This window comes from Kitasatospora brasiliensis (assembly GCF_032654805.1).
Lineage (GTDB): Bacteria > Actinomycetota > Actinomycetes > Streptomycetales > Streptomycetaceae > Kitasatospora > Kitasatospora brasiliensis.
In genome coordinates, this window is sequence record NZ_JAUOOW010000002.1 from 51,032 (window position 1) to 72,702 (window position 21,671).

At 72.9% G+C, this 21,671-nt stretch carries 19 protein-coding genes, 4 tRNA genes and 1 pseudogene; 12 read left to right on the forward strand and 12 right to left on the reverse strand.

What is annotated here, in order from left to right; all coding sequences use genetic code 11:
• Nucleotides 1–39 precede the first annotated feature (39 nt).
• On the forward strand, nucleotides 40–732 hold the full coding sequence (locus QWJ13_RS08075) for a tyrosine-protein phosphatase (RefSeq protein ID WP_316521860.1): 693 nt from the start codon (nucleotides 40–42) through the stop codon (nucleotides 730–732).
• An 18-nt stretch (nucleotides 733–750) separates the two neighbouring features.
• Here the strand turns inward: QWJ13_RS08075 and QWJ13_RS08080 are convergent, their stop codons facing one another.
• Complete coding sequence (locus QWJ13_RS08080) at nucleotides 751–1,215, reverse strand: RICIN domain-containing protein (protein WP_316521862.1); 465 nt, start codon at nucleotides 1,213–1,215, stop codon at nucleotides 751–753.
• A gap of 146 nt (nucleotides 1,216–1,361) precedes the next feature.
• On the opposite strand from QWJ13_RS08080, the gene QWJ13_RS08085 reads away from it, so the two are divergent.
• Nucleotides 1,362–2,456, forward strand: a complete 1,095-nt coding sequence (locus QWJ13_RS08085; RefSeq protein WP_316521864.1) for a hypothetical protein — start codon at nucleotides 1,362–1,364, stop codon at nucleotides 2,454–2,456.
• Nucleotides 2,457–2,530: 74 nt separating this feature from the next.
• The gene (locus QWJ13_RS08090) at nucleotides 2,531–2,866 is read left to right on the forward strand and encodes a hypothetical protein (RefSeq protein WP_316521866.1); all 336 of its coding nucleotides are present in this window, start codon (nucleotides 2,531–2,533) and stop codon (nucleotides 2,864–2,866) included.
• Between the two features lie 60 nt (nucleotides 2,867–2,926).
• Here QWJ13_RS08090 and QWJ13_RS08095 read toward each other — a convergent pair whose 3' ends face one another.
• The 6 genes from QWJ13_RS08095 to crcB (QWJ13_RS08120) form a co-directional block, all read right to left on the reverse strand.
• Nucleotides 2,927–3,754 carry a TIGR02452 family protein gene (locus tag QWJ13_RS08095; RefSeq protein WP_316521868.1) on the reverse strand — a complete coding sequence of 276 codons (828 nt, stop codon included), beginning with the start codon at nucleotides 3,752–3,754 and terminating at the stop codon, nucleotides 2,927–2,929.
• A gap of 166 nt (nucleotides 3,755–3,920) precedes the next feature.
• Nucleotides 3,921–6,176 carry a DEAD/DEAH box helicase gene (locus tag QWJ13_RS08100; protein ID WP_316521870.1) on the reverse strand — a complete coding sequence of 752 codons (2,256 nt, stop codon included), beginning with the start codon at nucleotides 6,174–6,176 and terminating at the stop codon, nucleotides 3,921–3,923.
• 195 nt (nucleotides 6,177–6,371) lie between these two features.
• Nucleotides 6,372–7,085: a hypothetical protein gene (locus tag QWJ13_RS08105; RefSeq protein ID WP_316521872.1), complete on the reverse strand. Its 714-nt coding sequence runs from the start codon at nucleotides 7,083–7,085 to the stop codon at nucleotides 6,372–6,374.
• Nucleotides 7,086–7,302: 217 nt separating this feature from the next.
• Entirely contained in the window at nucleotides 7,303–7,677 is a 375-nt protein-coding gene (gene crcB / locus QWJ13_RS08110; protein WP_316521874.1) for a fluoride efflux transporter CrcB, read from the reverse strand.
• A complete protein-coding gene (locus tag QWJ13_RS08115) occupies nucleotides 7,674–8,045 on the reverse strand; it encodes a DUF190 domain-containing protein (protein WP_316521880.1) in 372 nt (123 codons plus the stop codon). The genes crcB (QWJ13_RS08110) and QWJ13_RS08115 overlap by 4 nt, the downstream gene beginning before the upstream one ends.
• The gene (crcB, locus tag QWJ13_RS08120) at nucleotides 8,042–8,575 is read right to left on the reverse strand and encodes a fluoride efflux transporter CrcB (protein ID WP_432277460.1); all 534 of its coding nucleotides are present in this window, start codon (nucleotides 8,573–8,575) and stop codon (nucleotides 8,042–8,044) included. The genes QWJ13_RS08115 and crcB (QWJ13_RS08120) overlap by 4 nt, the downstream gene beginning before the upstream one ends.
• A 70-nt stretch (nucleotides 8,576–8,645) precedes the next feature.
• Between crcB (QWJ13_RS08120) and QWJ13_RS08125 the strand changes: the two genes are divergently transcribed.
• The 4 genes from QWJ13_RS08125 (at nucleotide 8,646) to QWJ13_RS08140 (ending at nucleotide 9,408) form a co-directional block, all read left to right on the forward strand.
• Nucleotides 8,646–8,987, forward strand: coding sequence for a metallopeptidase family protein (locus QWJ13_RS08125; protein WP_316523923.1), 342 nt, complete (start codon nucleotides 8,646–8,648; stop codon nucleotides 8,985–8,987).
• 117 nt (nucleotides 8,988–9,104) lie between these two features.
• Nucleotides 9,105–9,177: transfer RNA gene (locus tag QWJ13_RS08130), tRNA-Glu, on the forward strand.
• A gap of 56 nt (nucleotides 9,178–9,233) precedes the next feature.
• A tRNA-Asp gene (locus tag QWJ13_RS08135) sits at nucleotides 9,234–9,307 on the forward strand.
• Between the two features lie 27 nt (nucleotides 9,308–9,334).
• Nucleotides 9,335–9,408 (forward strand) — tRNA-Phe (locus QWJ13_RS08140).
• 98 nt (nucleotides 9,409–9,506) lie between these two features.
• On the opposite strand, the gene QWJ13_RS08145 is transcribed toward QWJ13_RS08140, so the two are convergent.
• Together QWJ13_RS08145 and QWJ13_RS08150 are read right to left on the reverse strand one after the other, a co-directional pair.
• Nucleotides 9,507–10,577: an alpha/beta hydrolase family protein gene (locus QWJ13_RS08145; protein ID WP_316521882.1), complete on the reverse strand. Its 1,071-nt coding sequence runs from the start codon at nucleotides 10,575–10,577 to the stop codon at nucleotides 9,507–9,509.
• A 50-nt stretch (nucleotides 10,578–10,627) separates the two neighbouring features.
• Nucleotides 10,628–10,928, reverse strand: a pseudogene (locus tag QWJ13_RS08150) (zinc-binding dehydrogenase); the annotation flags it as partial.
• A 178-nt stretch (nucleotides 10,929–11,106) separates the two neighbouring features.
• Between QWJ13_RS08150 and QWJ13_RS08155 the strand changes: the two are divergent.
• From QWJ13_RS08155 to QWJ13_RS08165, 3 genes are all read left to right on the forward strand, one after another.
• Nucleotides 11,107–12,063 carry a LysR family transcriptional regulator gene (locus QWJ13_RS08155; RefSeq protein WP_316521884.1) on the forward strand — a complete coding sequence of 319 codons (957 nt, stop codon included), beginning with the start codon at nucleotides 11,107–11,109 and terminating at the stop codon, nucleotides 12,061–12,063.
• 152 nt (nucleotides 12,064–12,215) lie between these two features.
• Nucleotides 12,216–16,205 (forward strand): ATP-dependent RNA helicase HrpA, encoded by a 3,990-nt coding sequence (gene hrpA, locus QWJ13_RS08160; protein ID WP_316521886.1) that lies wholly within the window; start codon nucleotides 12,216–12,218, stop codon nucleotides 16,203–16,205.
• 141 nt (nucleotides 16,206–16,346) lie between these two features.
• Nucleotides 16,347–16,420: transfer RNA gene (locus QWJ13_RS08165), tRNA-Asp, on the forward strand.
• A 359-nt stretch (nucleotides 16,421–16,779) separates the two neighbouring features.
• On the opposite strand, the gene bldC is transcribed toward QWJ13_RS08165, so the two are convergent.
• The gene (gene bldC / locus QWJ13_RS08170) at nucleotides 16,780–16,986 is read right to left on the reverse strand and encodes a developmental transcriptional regulator BldC (protein ID WP_014137253.1); all 207 of its coding nucleotides are present in this window, start codon (nucleotides 16,984–16,986) and stop codon (nucleotides 16,780–16,782) included.
• Nucleotides 16,987–17,482: 496 nt separating this feature from the next.
• Nucleotides 17,483–18,385, reverse strand: coding sequence for a DUF8083 family protein (locus QWJ13_RS08175; protein WP_316521903.1), 903 nt, complete (start codon nucleotides 18,383–18,385; stop codon nucleotides 17,483–17,485).
• 184 nt (nucleotides 18,386–18,569) lie between these two features.
• Between QWJ13_RS08175 and QWJ13_RS08180 the strand changes: the two genes are divergently transcribed.
• Complete coding sequence (locus QWJ13_RS08180) at nucleotides 18,570–19,727, forward strand: Glu/Leu/Phe/Val dehydrogenase dimerization domain-containing protein (RefSeq protein ID WP_316521905.1); 1,158 nt, start codon at nucleotides 18,570–18,572, stop codon at nucleotides 19,725–19,727.
• A 375-nt stretch (nucleotides 19,728–20,102) separates the two neighbouring features.
• Nucleotides 20,103–20,360 (forward strand): DUF3073 domain-containing protein, encoded by a 258-nt coding sequence (locus QWJ13_RS08185; protein WP_316521906.1) that lies wholly within the window; start codon nucleotides 20,103–20,105, stop codon nucleotides 20,358–20,360.
• A gap of 150 nt (nucleotides 20,361–20,510) precedes the next feature.
• Here QWJ13_RS08185 and purM read toward each other — a convergent pair whose 3' ends face one another.
• A complete protein-coding gene (gene purM, locus QWJ13_RS08190) occupies nucleotides 20,511–21,620 on the reverse strand; it encodes a phosphoribosylformylglycinamidine cyclo-ligase (RefSeq protein WP_316523926.1) in 1,110 nt (369 codons plus the stop codon).
• Between the last annotated feature and the right edge of the window lie 51 nt (nucleotides 21,621–21,671).

Consider the following 21,671-nt stretch of genomic DNA (forward strand, 5'->3'; position numbering starts at 1 on the left):
TCCTTCCGCCCGACCGCCCCCGCCCGTACGGTGGTGGCCATGACCGAAGCCTTCATCGACATCCCCGGTGTGCGCAACTTCCGTGACGCGGGCGGGATCGGCGCCCTGCGCCGGGGCGTGCTGTACCGCTCCGGGTCCTTCCACACCCTCACCGAGGACGGCTCCCGGCGGCTCAAGGCCCTCGGCCTGCGGACGGTGTTCGACCTGCGCAGCCCGTTCGAGCTGGCGACCTGGCCGGACCAGCGGTTCGACCTCGACCACGAGACCCTCAACCTGCCGACCCTGCCCGACAACCGGGGCGGCACCCAGTACTGGCCCGAGGACCAGACCGCGCTCTACCCCTTCATGGCCGAGTCGGCCGGCCCCTCGCTCGCCGCCGTGATCCGCCGCCTCGCCGCGCCCGGTTCGCCGGCCGCCGTCGTGCACTGCGCCGTCGGCAAGGACCGCACCGGCCTCACCATCGCCGTCCTCCAGTCCCTGCTGGACGCCTCCGAGGCCGAGATCACCGCCGACTTCCTGCTCTCCAACATCGGCCTAGGCCTCGACAAGGGCCCCGTCCCGTACCTCGACGAGACCGGCACCGAGCGCCTCTCCCGCCCGGTCGGCGCCGAACTCCTCGCCTCCTCGCTGGGCTGGATCCAGGACCACCACGGCAGCATCCCCGGCTACCTCCGGAGCCACGGCGCCACCGACGCCGAGCTCGACGCCGTCCGCGTCAACCTCTCGGCGTGAGCCCGGACTTCGAAGCCGTCAGAGCGGTTCGAAGCGCCACCACTGGGCGGGCGAGTCGACGTCCTCCCACTGCTGGACCTCCGCGTCCGGCGTCGCGGTCAGCGGCTTGCCGCTGATGAAGCTGCTGACCGTGTAGGTGCCGGGGGCGTCCACGTGGCCCTCCAGCAGCCACTCCTGGGCGCCGAAGGCGTTGGCGGACCACTGCTGGATCCGGACGCCGTCCTCCGTCGAGGCGCCGGTGACGTCCAGGCGCTTGCCGCTGCCGGCGTTCTCGATGTGGAACAGCGCGCCGCCCGGGTGGACGGCGGTGAGGCGCCAGCGCTGGGCGTCGGTGCCGTCGTCCGGGCCGAGGACGATCCGGGCGCCGCCGCGCCGGGAGCCGTCGGCGACCCTCAGCAGCAGGCCGCTGCCGACGTTGCGGATGAGGTAGCCGCCGTCGGTGATCACGGAGTCGGGCGCGGGGTCGGTCGAACTGTCGGTCACGGTCGAAGTCTGCCACCGGGCACCGACAGGCCCCGCACACGACGACGGGCGGAGCCAGGGCCGGAGCCACGGCCACAACCACTGCCACGACCCACTGCTGCAGAAACGTTTCCGCCGGACCGGCTCCGCCCCCTATGCTGCGGCGAATGTCCACCGAGCAGATACCGTCGCACCGTCACCAGCCCTCCTTCACCGATGCCGTGGCCGACCTGGAAGCCGTGGTCGCGGCCGGGGACGACGAGCGGTTCGGGCCCGCCCTCGGCCAGGTCGGCGGGCTGTTCGGCGCGGCCGCCCCGGCGGAACGGGTGGCCGCCGGTCCCCGGCTGGCCGCGCTGCTGCCGGACGCCCCGCCGTTCCCCCGCGCGCACCTGGCCATGGTGGTGGGCGCCTGCGTCGAGCACGGCGCCGACCCCGTCGCCTGCTCCGGCCCGGTACTGGCCGGCCTGCGCGGCGCCCTGACCGGCGCACAGCTGCTGGTGCGGCGCTGGGCCTCCACCGGCGGCGGCCCGCTGCCCAGCCCGGAGGAGGACGATCCGGCCGAGGCGCACGAGCGGATCGAAGACCCGGCGCACATGGACGAGTGGCACGCCCACCTGGCCGTGGTCGCCTGGTGGACGCTGCACCTGTGGCAGCAGGCGGCCTGGACGGTGTACGCGCACGCCGAGGTCCGGGCCGAGGCCCGCGCCTCCGGCGTGACCGAGGTGATCCTGGAGCTGTTCGACCGCTACCAGGGCGAGCAGCACGACTTCAAGGGCCTCGTCCACCTGGCGCTGATGCTGGACGACGAGCCGCTGCTGGTGCTCGACCGCCCCACCGGCACCGGCTACCTGCTGCGGATGTCCGGCCTGAGCGACACCTTCCAGCTGCACACCCTGCTCGCCGACGTGCTGGTCAACGGCGGCCACCTGCCCGGCACCCCGCAGGACCCGGAGGTGGTGGCGCTGGCCCGTACCGGATTCCTGGACGGCCGCCGGGTGATCGCCACCGGCGCCTTCAACCTGATCGCCCCGGACGGCTCCTGGATCTGGAACGAGGGGACGCCGAGCGACATCCCGGTGGTGGACGGGGTCCGCACCCTGGTGCTGGAGCCGCTGCCGTACGAGCGCAGCTGGTCGGCCGGGCGGTTCATCCAGGAGATCCCGGGCGACCTGCGGTTGGAGCGGGTGCTCGACCCGGCGGACGCCGCCCGCCGGCTGGCCGCCACGACGCCGGGGCAGACGCCCGCCGAGGCGTTCCGGTAGGGCCCCGGCAGCGCCGTACGTTCACCGGGTTATCGTCGGAAACCGACACAGCCCCCCCACGAGTGGAGTCGACGATGGCGAAGGTCCCGAACGTGCTCACGGCCGCCGCGCCCGCCGCGCTGACCGCGGCGAGCGGTCTGGTCGGCGGTTACGGCGTCGCCCGCTGGAGCGGCCGCCGCGAACTGGGCGGCGCGGTGCTGGCGGTGGCCGGTGCCGGGGCGGCCGCGCAGTGGCGCCGGGCGGCGGGCACCGGCACCGCGGCGGCGCTGACCGGCCTGTACCTGGCGGCCTTCGGCGGCTCGCACCCGCTGGCGAAGAAGATCGGCGCCTGGCCGTCCGTCTTCGCGGTGACCGGCGTGGTCGCGGCGGCGTCCACGGCCGCGACGGCGCTCTGCACCCGCAAGAAGTAGCCCGCGGGAAGCAGCCCGCGCGAAGCGACCGGCGGGAAGCAGCCCGCCGGCAGCAGGCGACTACGCCGCGGTGAACCGGGCCTCGAAGGCGGCCCGGTTCACCGAGACCGGCGAGCGGTCCCAGACCGCGAACACCACCCGCTCGAAGGCCGCCCCGTAGCGGGCCAGCGCCCCCTCGAAGGCCTCGGCGACCTGCGCCGGGTCGTTGCGGAACACCCCGCAGCCCCAGGCGCCGAGCACCAGCGTGCGCACCTCGTGCCGGGCGGCCGCCGCGAGCACCCGTACGGCCCGCTCGGCGAGCACGCCCCGGACGTCCGTCCCGGGTGAACGCCGTTCCAGCTGACCGGCGTTGGGCGCGGGCGAAGTCAGGAAGGTGACCGGGTACGGCCGCTCCAGCAGCTCGCCGCGCCCGCCGCGGATCACCGGCACCGCCGGGGAGACGATCACCCGGTGGCTGTACCGGAGGTCGCTGGAGGCCCGGTGCGCCTCGTAGTAGTCCGGCGCCTCCAGCAGGCAGCTGTACAGCAGCGCGCTGCGGCACAGGTCCTCCTCCTGGGCGCGGGCGCCGCGCAGGTAGCCGCCGCCGGGGTTGCGCGCGGAGGCGAAGTTCAGCACCCCGACCGGGCCCGCCCCGGCCTCGACCAGCCGGCGGGCGGCCTGGACGCTCCCCTCGGCCGTCACCTCGATCCGCCCGCCCGACGGCCCCGGACCGGCCTCACCGGCGGCCAGCAGCGCGTCCAGATCCCCCGGCGCGTAGGACACCGTGCCGGCCTTCGCCGCCGCCAACTCCTCCCCCAGCCGCACGAGTTCGCCCCCGGCCGTCCGGTAGCTCCCCCGCTCGGCGATCTCCTCGTTCACCCGTGCCACTTCGTGCATTCTGCTGCTCATGGCGGCGACGCTACGGGACTACCGCGCCCGCCCGCCACAGGTTATTCTCACTCCCAGAACAACACCCCGGGGGGACACGGGGGAACGCGAAGGGCCCGCTCCGGGAGACGGAGCGGGCCCTTCGTGTGTTCAGCCTTCGCGGCGGTCGACTACCGCCGGTGCGGCGTCAGTTCTTCCAGCGCGGCTTGCGGTCGTCGCCACCGAAGCCACCGGAGCGACGGTCGTCGCGGTCACGGCCGCCACCGAAGCCGCCACGGTCACGGTTGAAGCCACCGCGGTCGGCCTGCGGACGGCCGCCGGAGCGGTGGTCGTCACGGCGCGAGAACGGACGGCTGCTGCTGCCGCCGCGCTCGTCGCGGTCACGGCCGAAGGACGGGCGGTCACCGAAGGAGCGGGCCGGACGGTCACCGAAGGAGCGGCCGCCACGGTCGTCACGGTCACGGCCGCCACCGAAGCCACCGCGGTCGCGGTCGAAACCACCGGAGCGACGGTCGTCGCGGTCACGGCCACCGCCGAAACCGCCACGGTCACGGTTGAAGCCACCACGGTCGCCACCACGGTCGCGGTCGAAACCGCCCGAGCGACGGTCGTCACGGTCACGGCCACCGCCGAAACCGCCACGGTCACGGTTGAAGCCACCACGGTCGCCACCACGGTCACGGTCGAAACCGCCCGAGCGACGGTCGTCACGGTCACGGCCACCGCCGAAACCACCACGGTCACGGTTGAAGCCACCACGGTCGCCACCACGGTCACGGTCGCCGCCACCGGAGCGGCGGTCGTCACGGTCACGGTCGCGGCCGAAGGCCGGACGCTCGCTGCGCGCCTCGCGGTACGCCGGGGTCCGCTCCTCGCCCTGCGGGGCGGCGGGGGCCTCGGCGGCCGGGGCGGCCTCGGTCACGGCCTGCTCGCCGGACTCGGCCTCGGCGGCCGGCTCCTCGTCCTCGATGCCCAGCTCGGCCCGCTCGCGCGCCGCACGGGCGGCGAGGCGGTCGGCCTCGTCGCGCAGCTCGGTGGCGCGGCGCTGCGCGCGCTCCAGCTGGCGGGTCATGTCGGCGAGCTCGCGCTCGGCGGCACCGGCGATGTTGGCGGCGCTCTCGGCCTGGACCTCGGTCAGCGAACGGGCGCCGGTGATCTTGGCGACCTCGGCGTCGAAGGCGTGGTCCAGGATGTGGCGCGAGGCGTCGACGCCCGCGTCCTCCATCAGGCGGAAGACGCCACGGCGCTGGTGCGGCAGCACCAGGGTGACGACGGCGCCGGAGCGGCCGGCACGCGCGGTGCGGCCGGAGCGGTGCAGGTAGTCCTTGTGGTCGCCGGCCGGGTCCACGTTCAGGACCAGGTCGATGCCGTCGACGTGGATGCCGCGGGCGGCGACGTCGGTGGCGACGACGACGTTGACGTAACCGTCCTTGAAGTCGCCGAGGACGCGGGTACGGGCGCCCTGGGTCATACCGCCGTGCAGCGCGTCGGCCTTCACGCCGGCCTCGATCAGCTGCTCGGCGACGCGGTCGGCGCCCATCTGGGTGCGGACGAAGATGATCGTGCGGCCCTTGCGGGCGGCGATCGCGTTGGTGATCGGCGCCTTGTCCTTGGGCTTCACCACGAGGATGTGGTGGGTCATGGTGGTGACCGCGCCGGCCGACGGGTCGACCTCGTGGGTGACCGGGTTCTTCAGGTAGCGCTTGACCAGGGTGTCGATCTCGTTCTCCAGGGTGGCGGAGAACAGCAGGCGCTGGCCGCCGGCCGGCACCTGGTCGAGGATCTCGGTGACCTCGGGCAGGAAGCCCATGTCGGCCATCTGGTCGGCCTCGTCGAGCACGACGGTCTTGACGTCGGCCAGCTTGGCGGAGCCGCGGTTCAGCAGGTCACGCAGACGGCCGGGGGTGGCGACCAGGATGTCGACGCCGCGCTCCAGCGCGTAGATCTGGTTCGACATCGAGGTGCCGCCGCAGACGACCTTGAGCTTGAGGCCGAGCACCGAGCCGAACGGCTCCAGGGCGTCGGCGACCTGCATGGCCAGCTCGCGGGTCGGGACCAGGATCAGGCCGCGCGGGTGCTTGGCCTTGGTGCGCTCGCCGTCGGCCAGGCGGGTGAGCAGCGGCAGACCGAAGCTGAGGGTCTTGCCGGAGCCGGTGCGGCCACGGCCCAGCACGTCCTTGCCGGCCAGCGCGTCCGGGATGGTCGCGGCCTGGATCGGGAACGGGGTGGTGACGCCGCGCTTGGCGAGGGCGCGCACGACGTCGTCGTGCAGGCCCAGGTCGCCGAAGGTGATGGTGGGCTCGGCGGCCGCCTCCTCGGTGGCCTCCACGGCCTCGGCGATCACCTCGTCCGCGGCGGTGTCGATGGTGTCGATGGTGTCGGTGACATCGGCGGCGGCCTCGTTCGCGGGCATGGCGAAGCGGGCGTCGTCAACGAGAGACATGCAAAACCTTCCGGAAGTGGCACGCGCCAAAGTCCGGGGTTCTGTTTCACAACCGCCTCTATGCGGTCAGCCACGGATCGCCGGAACGCGCCAAGGGCGCCAGATGGGAATAGGGCGCCAGTCAAATGAATCAAACGAACGATCTACCACCATAGAGGAACCTCGGGATCGGAGGCAAATGCCCTGCTCAATCCCCTAGTGCACCCCCACCCGAGGACTCGGGGCCGAGGAACCGGAGCTGCCCGGGGACGGGTCCGGGGCCGGCGGGGCGGTCGTGGCGGGCGCGCTGTGCTCGGGCGCGGGAGTGCTCGACGGGTGGTTGCTCGGGGTGGCCGAGGGCGTCCCGGACGAACCGCCGCCGGAGCGGCCCTCCCCGGTGCCGCCCGCCGCGCCGCCGGAGCCACCGGAACCGCCCGGCCCGCCACCGGGGTGCGGCACGGGGCTGGTGTTCGTCCCGCCCGCCGAACCGCCCGGCCCTCCGTCGGGAGCGCCCGAGCCCGGCACCGGCACCACCCCGGCCACCGAACCGCTGGCCGCCTCACCGGGCACCGTGACGGTGGACCCGGCCGAACCGCCCTCGCCCTGGAGGCCCCCCGGCCGCTCCGGACGCCCCGAGGCCCCGCCCGGATGCCCGGCCCCCGGCGAGGCCGAGGGCCCGCCCGTCACCCCCGGCTTGGCCGCCGAACCGGCCTGGCCGACCGGCGCCACACCGTGCTTCTCCTCCGCGGCCGGACCGACCGACATGCAGCCCGTCAGCCCGAGCCCGGCCACCGTCAGCAGCGCCGCCGCCCGTACCGCGCGCGAGCGCGGGAGCGCCGCCTGCCGCCCCCGAGCCGTACGGGCCGCGGCCATCCGCACCCGCACCGCCCGTACCGTCCGCACCGCTCGTGCCGCCCGTACCGAAGCCACTGAGGTCCCTCTCTACCGCCCCACCCGGGCCGCCCATTCGCGCGCGGCCGCTTTCGGTGCCCAACGCGCGCCCGGCCCGGCGGACACGGGCAGCGGGCAAGCTCTCGGCGCGGGACGGCGCTCCGGCGGCCGCCGCAGTCGCCTCCGAGGCCGCCTTCGGGGCATCCGCAGGGGCATCCGTCAGGGCATCCGCAGGGCGTCCGTCGGGGGCGCCCGCTCAGCCCCAGAGCGCGGCGGCCAGCTCCGCCCCGGCGTACACGGCGGTCAGCCCGGCGGCCACGCTGCCGGCCACATTGGCCAGCGCGTACCGCCCGGCGCCGGTCTCGGCCAGCCGCAGGGTCTCGTACGAGAAGGTCGAGTAGGTGGTCAGCGCGCCGCACAGCCCCGTGCCCAGCAGCAGTTGGAGCTTCGAGGAGGCCGCGCCGGCCGCCACCGCGCCGGTCACCAGCCCGAGGATCAGGCAGCCGACCACGTTCACCGTGAATGTCCCCCACGGGAACACCGAGTCGTGCCGGGACTGCACCGCCCGGTCGGTCAGGTACCGCAGCGGCGCGCCGACCACCGCGCCCGCCACCACCAGCAGCCAGTTCACTCCGCCGGCCCTTCCCGCTCGCCCCGCTCCGGGGGGCGACCCGTGCAGGCCACCACCTCGCAGCGGTCCAGCAGCACCAGCCCCTCCGCCACCATGCCGTCCAGCCGCGGCAGGAACGCCCGCACCCGCTCCTCCTCGTCCACGATCACCACCGCCACCGGCAGGTCCTCGCTCAGCGACAGCAGCCGGGTGGTGTGCACCAGCGACGAGGCCCCGAACCCCTCGATCCCCCGGAACACGCTCGCCCCGGCCAGCCCGGCCGCCCGCGCCCGGTGCACGATCTCGCTGTACAGCGGGCGGTGGTGCCACCGGTCGCTCTCCCCGACCAGCACGGTCAGCCGCAGCGCCGGCCCGCTCAGCCGGCTCATCGCGCGGCCCGCCGGACGGCGCCGCGCTCGGCCCCGCGGCGCACGGCCCGGTGGATCAGACGCCGGGTCAGCCCGGCCGCCGCCCACACCGCGAACAGCGCGCCCAGCAGCGTCAGCCCGAGGTACCCCACGGCGGGCCCGGGCCGGCCGGCCTCCAGCAGCCGCCGGATGTCCACCGCGTACGTCGAGAAGGTGGTGAACCCGCCCAGCACGCCGGTGCCGAAGAACGGCCGCACCAGCGGATGCGCCCGGCGCCCCTCGGTGAGCACCACCAGGAACACCCCGATCACCGCGCAGCCGACCACGTTGACCAGCAGCGTCGTCCACGGGAAGGCCGTCGTCCCGGTCCGCCAGCCGAGCCCGGCGGCGTACCGCGCGACCGCCCCGATCGCCCCGCCCGCCGCGACCACCGCCACCGCCGGCCCCTGCCCGCGCAGCACCGGCGGACGGGCGTCCCGGCGGCGCTCGCCGCGGGACCGCGCCACGGCCTGGTCCGCGGCATCGTCCAACGCGCCCTCCGAGGTCGTCACAGCCCCATCAAACACCGGCCCGCGCCACCTGGCACACCGTCATCCGACACCGGACAATGATCCGGTGGAGATGACCCGGGAAGAGTTCGAGACGCTGGTCAGCGACGCCCTCGACCAGATCCCCCCGCAGCTCGCGGCCATGATGGACAACGTCGCGATCTTCGTCGAGGACGAACCCGACCCGAGCGACCCGGAACTCCTCGGCCTCTACGAGGGCACCCCGCTCACCGAGCGCGGCGAGTGGTACGCCGGCGTCCTGCCCGACCGCATCCTGATCTACCGCGGCCCCACCCTGCGCCACTGCGAGACCCGCGAACAGGTGGTCGAGGAGGTCCGCACCACCGTCATCCACGAGGTCGCCCACCACTTCGGTTTCGACGACCACGAGCTGGACGAGCTCGGCTGGTCCTGACCCCGCCACCGGCCCCACCCCCCCACCCGGCCGAAACCCGTTTTGGCGATCCGCCCGACATCCCATATGCTTCTCGACGTCCCCGAACGCCGGATACGGCACAAGGACAGGCCGCAAGCCCTCATCGTCTAGTGGCCCAGGACGCCGCCCTTTCAAGGCGGTAGCACGGGTTCGAATCCCGTTGGGGGCACGCAGTACACGTAGTAAAGTGCAGTACCGCAAGACCTAAGTGGGCAACCACTACAAGGTCCCGTGGAGCAGTTGGTTAGCTCGCCACCCTGTCAAGGTGGAGGTCGCGGGTTCAAGTCCCGTCGGGATCGCTCGTCTCGCAAGAGACGATGCAGTACGGCCAGGTAGCTCAGTTGGTACGAGCGTCCGCCTGAAAAGCGGAAGGTCGCCGGTTCGACCCCGGCCCTGGCCACAACCGGGAAGCCCCCGTAGCGAATTCGCTACGGGGGCTTCTTCGATTTGAGCACCGCCGGCCTGCTGCCGTACTGACTCCGACGGGCGGTGCGCCGGTCAGCCGCGCGGTGAACCGGTCAGCTTCTCCGCGAGCCAGTCGGCGGTGGCGGGGAGCCAGTCCGGCAGGGCGGTGCCGAGCAGGTGGTTGCCGTGCGGGACGAGCAGCAGTTCGGCGTCCGGGGCGTGCTCGGCCAGGGCGGTGGCGGGGGTGACGCCCGGGATCCGGTCCTCGCCGCCCTCCACCACCAGCAGCGGGACGGTGATCCCCGGTGCGAGGTCGGCCAGGTCGACCCGGTCGGCGAAGGCGCGGGCCGCCTCGTACCCGCCGCAGCGCTGGGCCAGGGTCTCGGTGACGAACGGGACCAGGCCGTCCCAGTCCAGCCGGTACGGGCCGCTGACCGAGACGGCGGCGCACAGCCTCGGCTCGCGGGCGGCGGACTCGGCCGCGTAGTAGCCGCCGAGGCTGAGGCCGATCACGGCGGTCCGGGCGAGGTCCAGCCCGGCCCGGCCGGCCAGCGCGTCGAGGGCGCGGCCGACCACCCGGTGGTACTCCGGCTCGGGCGCGCTGGTGGCGGCCAGCACGCCCTGTCCGGGCCCGTCGACGGCGAGCACCGCGAGGCCCCGGGCGAGCAGGGCCTCGGCCACCGCGTGGAACTCCTCCTTGCCGGAGTCCATCCCCGGCACGACCACCACCACCGGAGCCGCCCCGGATGCGGCCGCCGGGCGGCGCAGCCAGCCCGCGAAGCCCTCGCCCTCGATCCGCTCCGCCCCCGGGTCGAGCAGTGCCAGCGCCCGCCGCATCGCCTCGTCGGCCTCGGCGGCGAGGGCGGCGGCGCCGGCCCGGTCGGGGTGCGGGAGCAGCCCGGCGAAGTGGTACCAGCGGGCGGCGCTCCGGTACCGCTCGCCGGCGGTGACGGTACGGCCCTCGGCGGCGGCCCGTTCCGCCGTCTCGACGTACCCGCGGGCGACGGCCCGGAAGGCGTCCGGCCAGTCGTGCGGCGAGGTCAGCGGGGCGGTCGCCCGGGCGTACTCGTACAGGTCCAGACCGGCGCCGTGGGCGCGCGGGCGGTCCTCCTCGATGAAGGCGGGCAGCAGGCCGGGGGTGTCCAGGAAGGACGGGTCGATCATCGGTGGGGGTTCCCTTCGGATCGGGTGTCAGGCGAGCGTCAGCACGGCCTTGCCGCGGCCGCCAGCTCGGTGACGTAGTGCCCCACTCCCCCGGAGGCCCCGGTCAGCAGCACCCGCCGCCCGGCCAGCGGCCGGCCCCGACCCGTCGGCGGCGCCCTGCACCACCAGCCCGGCCACGTCCTTGCCCGGCCGCCACCCGGCCCGGGGCGCCTCCGGCCGGAAGGTCTCGCCCCGGTTCACCGAGAACGCCTCGACCTTCACCAGCGCCTCCCCGGGGCCCGGCTGCGGCTGCTCCACCTCCGCGAACCGCACCGGCTCCGCCATCCGCCCCGTCGCCACCAGCGCCTTCATCCCCACCCCTCCGTCGGACACCCCCTCAGCTCACCGCGCACCGCCCCACCCGGTCCAACAACCGGAGGAGGCGGCCGACAACCCCCGGTTGTGAGCCACCCCCGCGGGCACCACGGCCCGCACTCCCGAGGGCCCGCCCCCTCCACCCCACCCCACGGCCACGTCCTAAGGTGCCGGGGTGGATCTTGATCTGGCGCAGGTGCGGGCGTTCGCGGTCGCGGCCGAGGAGTTGCACTTCGGGCGGGCGGCCGGCCGGTTGGGGATCAGCCAGCAGGCGCTGTCCAAGCGGGTGGCCCGGCTGGAGGGGGCGCTGGGGGTGCGGCTGCTGGAGCGGGACGCCCGCGGGGTGGGGCTGACCGGGGCCGGGCGGCGGTTCCTGGAGCCGGCCCGGCGGGTGCTGGCGCAGGGGGAGCGGGCGGTGGCCGCCGTGGAGTGCGCCGCACGGCCGCTGCGGATCGACGTGTGGGGGCACCTGTACGCCCCGATGCGCACCCTCGCGCAGGCGGTGGACGCGGCGCCGGGGCTCCAGGTGGAGCCGGTGCCCGGCCGGGACCTGCCGTCCGTCGCGGCCGCCGTGCTGCGCGGCGAGTCGGACGCCGGTTTCGGCCGGGTGCACCAACTGCCGAGCGAAGACGCCGGGTTGACCCACCGCCTGGTCAGGCTGGAGCCGGTGGACGCGCTGCTGAGCGCCGAGCACCCGCTGGCCGGCCGGGACACCCTGCGCCCGGACGAGCTGTGGGGCAGTGTGCTGCGCTACCCGGCGGCGGTGGACCGGCTGGACTTCCTGACCCGTTTCGCCACCCGGTTCGGCATCACCCAGCGGGTCGGCTCGACCAATCTGGGCCTGGAGCACTTCGTCGAGCAGGTCCGCACCGACCCGACCTGCTTCTCCCTGGTGCCGGCCGACAGCCCGCTCCCCGACCGTCCGGGTGTTCGCACCGTCCCGCTCGCGGACCCGACCCCGCTCTACGCCTGGTCGCTCTTGTGGCGCGGCGACCCGGCCGTCGACCCGCACCCCCGGCTCGACGACCTGTTGGGGGCGTTCACCGCCGAGGCGGCCCGTAGCCGCTGGCTGGAGTACGACCCGGCCCGCGACTGGCTCCCGGACGCCGATCAGGCCGCGCTGCACCCGTAGCGACACCCCGCCGGCACTGCGCCGACACCCCGCCGACGCCCGTCGCCGCCCACCGTCGCCCGGCGTTCGCGATTCGCCGTCGGCGGCTGTGACACTGGAGGGGCTCGAAAACCGAGGTGCGCTCCACCGTGCCTCCTTGCGAACCTAGAGGGATGCCCGCAGTGAGTTCTCCCGCAGTCCAGTCCGCCGCCGCACCCGCCGAGGGCCCCGGAATCGGTGAGCTGGCCGCCCGTCTGCCCGAGCTGACCCTGCGCGACCAGGTGCGGATCGGGCGCCGGCTGGAGGGGGCCCGCCGGGTCCGCAAGGCCGAGGCCAGGCAGCAGATCGCGGCCGAGATCGCCGCCGACATCGACCGCGCCGAGCTGGTCGTCGAGCGGCGCCGGCAGGCCGTCCCGAGGATCGGCTATCCCGCCGAGCTTCCGGTCAGCCAGAAGAAGGACGAGATCCTGGCGGCGATCCGGGACCACCAGGTGGTGATCGTCGCGGGTGAGACCGGCTCCGGCAAGACCACCCAGATCCCCAAGATCTGCCTGGAGCTGGGCCGCGGCGTGCGCGGCCTCGTCGGCCACACCCAGCCGCGCCGGATCGCCGCCCGGACGGTGGCCGAGCGGGTCGCGGAGGAGTTGGACAGCCCGCTGGGCGAGGCGGTCGGCTGGAAGGTCCGGTTCACCGACCAAGTCGGCCAGGACACCCTGGTCAAGCTGATGACGGACGGCATCCTGCTGGCCGAGATCCAGACCGACCGCGACCTCCACCAGTACGACACCCTGATCATCGACGAGGCGCACGAGCGCAGCCTCAACATCGACTTCATCCTCGGCTACGTCAAGCAGCTGCTCCCCCGCCGCCCGGACCTCAAGGTCGTGATCACCTCCGCGACCATCGACCCGGAGCGCTTCGCCCGGCACTTCGGCGACGCCCCGATCGTCGAGGTGTCCGGCCGCACCTACCCGGTCGAGGTCCGCTACCGGCCGCTCGTCGAGGACGGCGCCGAGGACGACGAGGACACGACCGAGGCCGACCGCGACCGGGACCAGATCCAGGCGATCTGCGAGGCCGCCGAGGAGCTCCAGGCCGAGGGCCCGGGCGACATCCTGGTCTTCCTCTCCGGCGAGCGCGAGATCCGCGACACCGCCGACGCCCTCGACAAGCTGAAGCTGAAGAACACCGAGATCCTGCCGCTGTACGCCCGGCTCAGCTCGGCCGAGCAGCACAAGGTCTTCCAGCGCTCGCGCAGCCGTCGGATCGTGCTGGCCACCAACGTGGCCGAGACCTCGCTGACCGTCCCCGGCATCAAGTACGTGATCGATCCGGGCACCGCCCGGATCTCCCGCTACAGCCACCGCACCAAGGTGCAGCGGCTGCCTATCGAGGCGATCAGCCAGGCCAGCGCCAACCAGCGCAAGGGCCGCTGCGGCCGCACCTCGGACGGCATCTGCATCCGGCTCTACTCGGAGGAGGACTTCCTCTCCCGCCCCGAGTTCACCGACGCCGAGATCCTGCGCACCAACCTGGCCTCGGTGATCCTCCAGATGACGGCGGCCGGCCTCGGCGACATCGCCGCCTTCCCGTTCCTGGACCCGCCGGACTCGCGCAACATCAAGGACGGCATCCACCTGCTGCACGAGCTGGGCGCGCTCGACCCGGAGGAGAAGGACCCGCGCAAGCGCCTGACCCAGCTCGGCCGCAAGCTCGCCCAGCTCCCGGTGGACCCGCGGATGGCCCGGATGGTGCTGGAGGCGGACCGGAACGGCTGCGTCCGCGACGTCATGGTGATCGCCGCCGCGCTCTCCATCCAGGACCCGCGCGAGCGCCCCACCGAGAAGCGCCAGGCCGCCGACGAGCGGCACCGCCGGTTCACCTCGGAGACCTCCGACTTCCTCTCCTACCTGGCGATGTGGCGCTACGTCCGGGAGCAGCAGCGCGAGCTCTCCTCCTCGGCCTTCCGCCGGATGTGCAAGGCGGAGTTCCTCAACTACCTGCGGATACGGGAGTGGCAGGACATCTACGTCCAGCTGCGCACCGTCGCCAAGCAGTTGGGCGTCACGATCGAGGAGCCCCACGACGACGCCGAGCCGGACGCCGACCGGATCCACCAGTCGCTGCTGGCCGGCCTGCTCTCCCACATCGGCCTGTACGACGTGGAGAAGCGCGAGTACGGCGGTGCGCGCGGCGCCCGCTTCGCGGTCTTCCCGGGCTCCGGCCTGTTCAAGAAGCCGCCGCGCTGGGTGATGTCGGCCGAGCTGGTGGAGACGTCCCGGCTCTGGGCGCGGATCAACGCGAAGATCGAGCCGGAGTGGGTGGAGCCGCTGGCCGGCCACCTGATCAAGCGCAGCTACAGCGAGCCGCACTGGGAGAAGAAGGCCGGCGCGGTGCTGGCGTACGAGAAGGTGACCCTCTACGGGATGCCGGTCGTCGCCCAGCGCAAGGTCAACTACGGGCGGATCGACCCGGAGCTGTGCCGCGAGCTGTTCATCCGCAACGCGCTGGTGGAGGGCGACTGGGAGACCCACCACAAGTTCTTCGCGGAGAACCGCAAGCTGCTCGGCGAGGTCGAGGAGCTGGAGAACCGGGCCCGCCGCCGCGACATCATGGTGGACGACCAGACCCTGTTCGACTTCTACGACGCCCGGCTGCCCGAGGAGATCGTCTCCACCCGGCACTTCGACTCCTGGTGGAAGAAGGCCCGGCACGAGCAGCCGGACCTGCTGAACTTCGAGAAGTCGATGCTGATCAACGACGCCGCCGGCGGCGTCACCGAGGCCGACTACCCGGACCACTGGCAGCAGGGCAAGCTCCGCTTCAAGCTGACGTACCAGTTCGAGCCGGGCAGCGACGCGGACGGCGTGACGGTGCACATCCCGCTGCCGGTGCTCAACCAGGTCACCGCGGAGGGCTTCGACTGGCAGATTCCCGGTCTGCGGGAGGAGCTGGTCACGGCGTACATCAAGTCGCTGCCCAAGGCGATCCGGCGCAACTTCGTCCCGGCGCCGGACTTCGCCAAGGCGGCGCTGCGCGCCGTGAAGGACCGCCAGGAGCCGCTCCTCCCGGCCCTGGAGCACGCCCTGAAGCGCCTGACGGCCGTCTCGGTGCCCCCGGAGGCCTGGGACGACGAACGGGTGCCGGAGCACCTCAAGGTGACCTTCCGGGTGGTGGACGGGCGCCGCAAGCTCGCCGAGTCCAAGGACCTGGAGGAGCTGCGGCTGAAGCTCAAGCCCAAGCTCAAGGAGACGCTCTCCTCGGCCGCCTCCGGCCAGGGCATCGAGCAGACCGGGCTGACCGCCTGGCCGGCCTCGCTGCCGGTGCTCCAGCGCACCTTCGAGCAGCGCTCGCGCGGCCACTCGATGCGCGCCTACCCGGCGCTGGTGGACGAGGGCACGTCGGTCGGCGTGAAGCTGTTCGACACCCCGGAGGCGCAGGCCCAGTCGATGTGGGAGGGCACCAGGCGGCTGCTGATGCTGACCACCAACTCCCCCGCCAAGTCGATCCAGGGCCGGCTGGGCAACCAGGCGAAGCTGGCTCTCTCGCACAGCCCGCACGGCTCGATCGGCGCCCTGTTCGAGGACGTGGTGGCCGCCGCGACGGACCGGCTGATGACCCTGGCCGGCGGCCCGGCCTGGGACGAGGCGGCCTTCGGCAAGCTGCACGACAAGGTGCGCGCGGACCTCTACGAGCTGTCCGCGGACACCACGCTGAAGACGGCCACCGCGTTGATCGCCTTCCACAAGGCCTCGACCCGGCTGAAGACGGTGAGCAGCCCGGTGCTGCTGAACGCGGTGAACGACATCCGGCTGCACCTGGCCTCGCTGGTGCACCCGGGCTTCGTGACGGCCACCGGCTGGCAGCGGCTGCCGGACCTCAAGCGCTACCTGCTGGCGGTGGACCGCCGGCTGGAGGCGCTGCCCAACCACCCCCAGCGGGACGCCCAGCAGCTGCTGAAGGTGCAGCAGGTGCAGCAGGCGTACGGGGAGCTGCTGGCGGCGGTGCCGGCCGGGCACCAGCCGTCCGCGGAGGTGCGGGCGATCCGCTGGATGGTCGAGGAGCTGCGGGTCAGCTTCTTCGCCCAGTCGCTGGGCACCCCGAGCCCGGTCTCGGAGAAGCGGATCATGAAGGCGATGGAGGCGGCGCGGGCGACCCTGTGAGCCGGGCGGGGCACGGCCCCGCCCGGTCGGGGCCGTGAGCTGCGCGGGGCCCTCAGGAGCCAGTTCGACCTGGGGGCCCACCATGGGCTACGATCTGTCTTGTTCGCAGCGCGGCAAGCGAGTGAACGAGATCAGAAATCTGGTCCCGTGGAGCAGTTGGTTAGCTCGCCACCCTGTCAAGGTGGAGGTCGCGGGTTCAAGTCCCGTCGGGATCGCCGCAAGGCGAGAGGCCCGGAACCGTCAGGTTCCGGGCCTCTCGCTTTTGACCGTCAGGTGTCATTACCCCGACTAGGTCTAGACCACAAGTGACAGAGCGCGTGACGGTCGTCACGCATCACTCCTTGGACAGGGGCCCATCAAACCCCCCTCCGGTACCCTGTTAATTTAATATGTAAAATTGTACAGGTATTCACTGTAAATCCCCCCCACCTCACGCGCATCAAATCGTTATCCGGAGTTCAACATTCCGACGGCTTGGCGCCCGTCGAACACCCTCACCCGGGCACGACAAAGGGGCCGCTTACCGGACCCGGCGGAGTCCGGTAAGCGGCCCCTTTAAAGAGCCTTTGGCCTATCAGGCCTCAGTACGCTGGGCGGGAATCCCGGCCAGCAGAGCACGCACCTCCGCCTCACGGTAACGACGGTGACCGCCGAGCGTGCGAATCGACGTCAGCTTGCCCGCCTTGGCCCAGCGGGTGACCGTCTTCGGGTCCACGCGGAACATGGTGGCAACCTCTGCCGGCGTCAGCAGCGGCTCAGCATCAGGGGTACGAGCGGTCATGAGCGGCCTCCTCGGGAGAACCGAACCAGGGCGGTTCTATCCTTCAAATTCTGCACCTTGGCCCGCGATGCCCGAAATGGCATAGACGGGCCGAGTCGGTTATAGGACGAACGGCTTGTCCTGGTGTCTACAACTACACCATCCGTCCAGCCCTATCGACCAAACCGCCAAAATTGACCCCTCACGGGTTCAAGACCGACGGATGGCGATGGACCACCCCATAACGGACAGTCACACAATGATGACATCCGGTTACGAAGGGACCAGACCCTCCGTTTCCCCGCAAAGCACGCATCAACTCCAGAACCACCCAAAAGTGGGCACGCTCACGTGAAGTTGGGCTGGTTGTCCCATTTTTGCACATAGGGGTTAGTTCGCGTCAACGGTGAGTAGTGTCACGTTCGACAGGTATTGACCCGAACCGGGACCTTGGTCATCAAGGTTTCGGTCCCTAAGTCCACAGCTCCTCTGACAGTCATACACGCGCGGTCGGACGTCAGTTCGCGTGCCGCAGGGCCAGCACCCGGTCCCACCGCACCGTCAGTTCCCGGTACACGCGCAGCGCCTCGGCCGCGTCCCCCGCCCGCAGGGCGCGCAGCCCCTCCTCCAGTTCCCCCGCCGAACGGTCCGCCAGCAGCCGTTCCGGGCCCAGCAGATGCACCAGCCCCCCGTAGTCCAGTTCCACCAGCGAGCGCGGGTGGAACTCCTCCAGCCAGCGCCCGATCCGCTCCGCCCCCCGCACCAGCTCCCCCTCCGGCACCGCCTCGCGCAGCGCCCGGTAGGCCCGCGCCACCCGCCGGCGGGCCTGCGCCATCGGCACCAGGTAGAACAGCGCCGCCGGCCGGCCCCGCTCCCCCTGCGGCCCGTCCCCTCGCGTGTCCTGCGGCACGAAGCAGCGGTCCTCGTCCCCGAACGGCAGGAACCAGCGCACCGGCACCTCCCACCGGCTGGTCAGGATCCACGGCCGGGCGTCCGGGTGCTCGGCCCGCCAGCGCTCCCGGTCCGCCTCGGCGGCCGCCCGGGCCACCGGCGGCAGCGCGGTGTCCAGCAGCGCCACCGGCGCCCCGGCCCGCAGCTCCTCCAGCGCCTGCCAGCTGCGCAGCCTGGTCGCCCACGGGCAGACGTACAGTACGCCGTCCACCACCCTCAGGTAGGCCCGCCCGCTCTCCTTCTCCGGCAGCGCCCGGGGCGTGCGGGCGGCCAGTTCGGCGAGCGCCTCGCGCTGCTCCGCCAGCGCCGCCGCCGCCACCGGCTGGGCGGGCTCCGCGGCGTCCGGCCCGTGCTCCGCCGCCCAGGCCTGCCAGCGCGCCCGCTCGGGCTCGGGATGGGCGGCCAGCGGCTCGTAGACCCGCAGGTGGGCGGCGTAGGGCGGGTGTACGGAAGTGCGTACGACGGTCACGCCCTGCATCGTCGCACGCACCGTCCGGCCCCGGGAGGGCCTGCCCCGAACCCGTTCCCGTCTCACTCCTCGGACGTCCGGCCCCAGCTGCGGCAAGACAGCTGATCAGCGGACCGCTCGCGACTACTCTTCGGCTTAGGCGCCCGCACCACAGCAGCGGGCCTTCGATACTGGAGTCACCACAGTGACCGACGTACAGACCCCCGCCACGCACCCCGCATCCGGCGTGCTCAGCAGGATCTTCCGTACCGAACAGGACGGCGCCCCCGGCGACGGTCACGAGCAGGTCGTCCTCTGCCACGACCGCAGCTCGGGCCTGAAGGCGATCATCGCCATCCACTCGACCGCCCTGGGCCCGGCCCTCGGCGGCACCCGCTTCTTCCCGTACGCCTCCGAGGAGGCGGCGCTGGAGGACGCGCTGAACCTGTCCCGCGGGATGTCCTACAAGAACGCGCTGGCCGGGCTGGACCTCGGCGGCGGCAAGGCCGTCATCATCGGCGACCCGAACAAGGACAAGAACGAGGCGATGCTCCGGGCCTACGGCCGCTTCGTCGAGTCCCTGCGCGGCCGCTACATCACCGCCTGCGACGTGGGCACCTACGTCCAGGACATGGACGTGATCGCCCGGGAGACCGAGTTCGTCACCGGCCGCTCGCCCGAGCACGGCGGCGCCGGCGACTCCTCCATCCTGACCGCCTTCGGCGTCTTCCAGGGCATGCGCGCCACCGCCCAGGCCCGCTGGGGCCAGCCGACCCTGCGCGGCAAGCGGGTCGGCGTCGCGGGCGTCGGCAAGGTCGGCCACTACCTGGTCGGCCACCTGGTCGCGGACGGCGCCACGGTCGTCGTCACCGACCCCTTCGAGGCGGCCGTCAACCGCGTGCGCGCGGCCCACCCCGAGGTGGAGGTGGTGGCCGACACCGCCGCCCTGCTCCAGGCCAAGCTGGACGTCTACGCCCCCTGCGCCCTCGGCGGCGCGCTGACCGACTCCGTGGTCGCCGCGCTGGGCGAGTTCGGCACCTCGATCGTCTGCGGCGCGGCCAACAACCAGCTGGCCCACCCGGGCGTCGAGAAGGACCTGGCCGACCGCGGCATCCTCTACGCCCCGGACTACCTGGTGAACTCCGGCGGCGTCATCCAGGTCGCCGACGAGATCGACGGCTTCAACTTCGAGCGGGCCAAGAACAAGGCGACGAAGATCTTCGACACCACGCTGGAGATCTTCACCCGGGCCGCCTCCGACGGCATCCCGCCGGCCGTCGCCGCCGACCGCCTGGCCGAGAAGCGGATGCGCGAGATCAGCGCCCTGCGCACGGTGCTGCTGCCCGCCGCCCGCCGCGCCTGATCCGGACCCGTGATGCGCGGGGGGCCGTCGATGCGGCCCCCCGCGCATCACGATGTGGAACCGGATTCTCACTTCTCCGGCCGAACGGGTGATCCGAGGCCCCCTCAGGGGGGATAATCGGTCCTGGAACGACGGACCCAAGACACCTCCGGACAGCGCGAAACCCGCCGCAAAACTGCCCTTGACCTGGAAAGACCTGGTCTCGGGTGCGGTCGGTGCGCGCCACGTCACACCGACGACGTATCGTCCAGCGGCGGAAACAGGTACCGTTAATGCTCCAAGGGACGGCTTCTCCCATTCGGGCAGGCGCCGACCCTGATCATGAACACGTGTCAGACTCGGGGCCGTGAGCCCCATCGTTGAGGGGGTCGACCCATGGGGCGCGGCCGGGCCAAGGCCAAGCAGACGAAGGTCGCCCGCGAGCTGAAGTACAACAGCGGCGGGTTCGACGCTAACCGTCTGTCCAACGAGCTGGGCGTATCGCCGTCCACCTCTTCGATCGAGCCGGAGCCGATCGAGGAAGTGGAGGACGACGACCCCTACGCGGAGTACGCCGCCCGCTACGCCGACCTCGACGACGAGGACGACAGCGGGCCGGGCGCCGGGGCCTCTCGGGCCTCCCGCCGCTCGTAACCAAGCAGTCCCGCCGGACCGGTCCGGGCGCCCTGGGCGCCGGGCCGGTCTTCGGCGTTCCCTCACGCCGGTCCCCGGCGGCCAGGGCGCCCGCGGACGCGAGAGGGCCCCTCCGGCGCTCCGGAGGGGCCCTCTCGTCGGTACGGACGGTCAGTTCGCCCGGAAGCCCTCGTAGGCGTTGTAGAGGGCCGCGCCGCCCTCGTGCGCGTCGGTGCGCTCGACGATGTCGCCGAGCAGCCAGGACTCCACGCCGCGGTCCTCCAGGATCGACAGCACGACGTCCACCGAGTGCGGCGGGACGACCGCGACCATGCCGACGCCCATGTTCAGCGTCTTCTCGATCTCCAGGGTGGCCACCTTGCCGACCTCGGCCACGGTCTGGAAGACCGGCAGCGGGGTCCAGGTGCCGCGGTCCAGGCGGGCGTGCAGGCCGTCCGGGATGACCCGGGCCAGGTTGGCCGCCAGGCCGCCGCCGGTGACGTGCGAGAAGGCGTGCACCTCGGTGGCGCGGGTGAGCGCCAGGCAGTCCAGCGAGTAGATCCGGGTCGGCTCCAGCAGCTCCTCACCGAGGGTGCGGCCGAACTCCTCGACCTTGCGGTCCAGGTTCCAGCCGGCCTCGTTCAGCAGCACGTGGCGGACCAGCGAGTAGCCGTTGGAGTGCAGGCCGGAGGCGGCCATCGCGATCACCACGTCGCCGGCCCGGACCCGGTCCGCGCCGAGCAGCGCGTCGGCCTCCACCACACCGGTGCCGGCGCCCGCCACGTCGTACTCGTCCGGGCCCAGCAGGCCCGGGTGCTCGGCGGTCTCGCCGCCGACCAGGGCGCAGCCGGCCAGCGCGCAGCCCTCGGCGATGCCCTTGACGATGGAGGCGACCCGCTCCGGGACGACCTTGCCGACGCAGATGTAGTCGGTCATGAACAGCGGCTCGGCGCCGCACACCACCAGGTCGTCGACGACCATGCCGACCAGGTCGTGGCCGATGGTGTCGTGCTTGTCCATGGCGGCGGCGATGGCCACCTTGGTCCCCACGCCGTCGGTGGCCGAGGCCAGCAGCGGCCGCTCGTAGTTCTTGAAGGCGGACGCGTCGAAGAGGCCGGCGAAGCCGCCGAGACCGCCGACCACCTCGGGGCGGCCGGCCTTCTTCACCCACTGCTTCATGAGCTCGACGGCGCGGTCGCCCGCCTCGATGTCGACACCGGCGGCGGCGTAGGTGGCGCCCTCAGAGGGGCGACGCGCAGCGTCACCGTTGGGGGTGGTGATGGGCGACGGGTGGGAGCTGGTCACTGCGTGCGGCCCTCTCGGGTCAGGGTG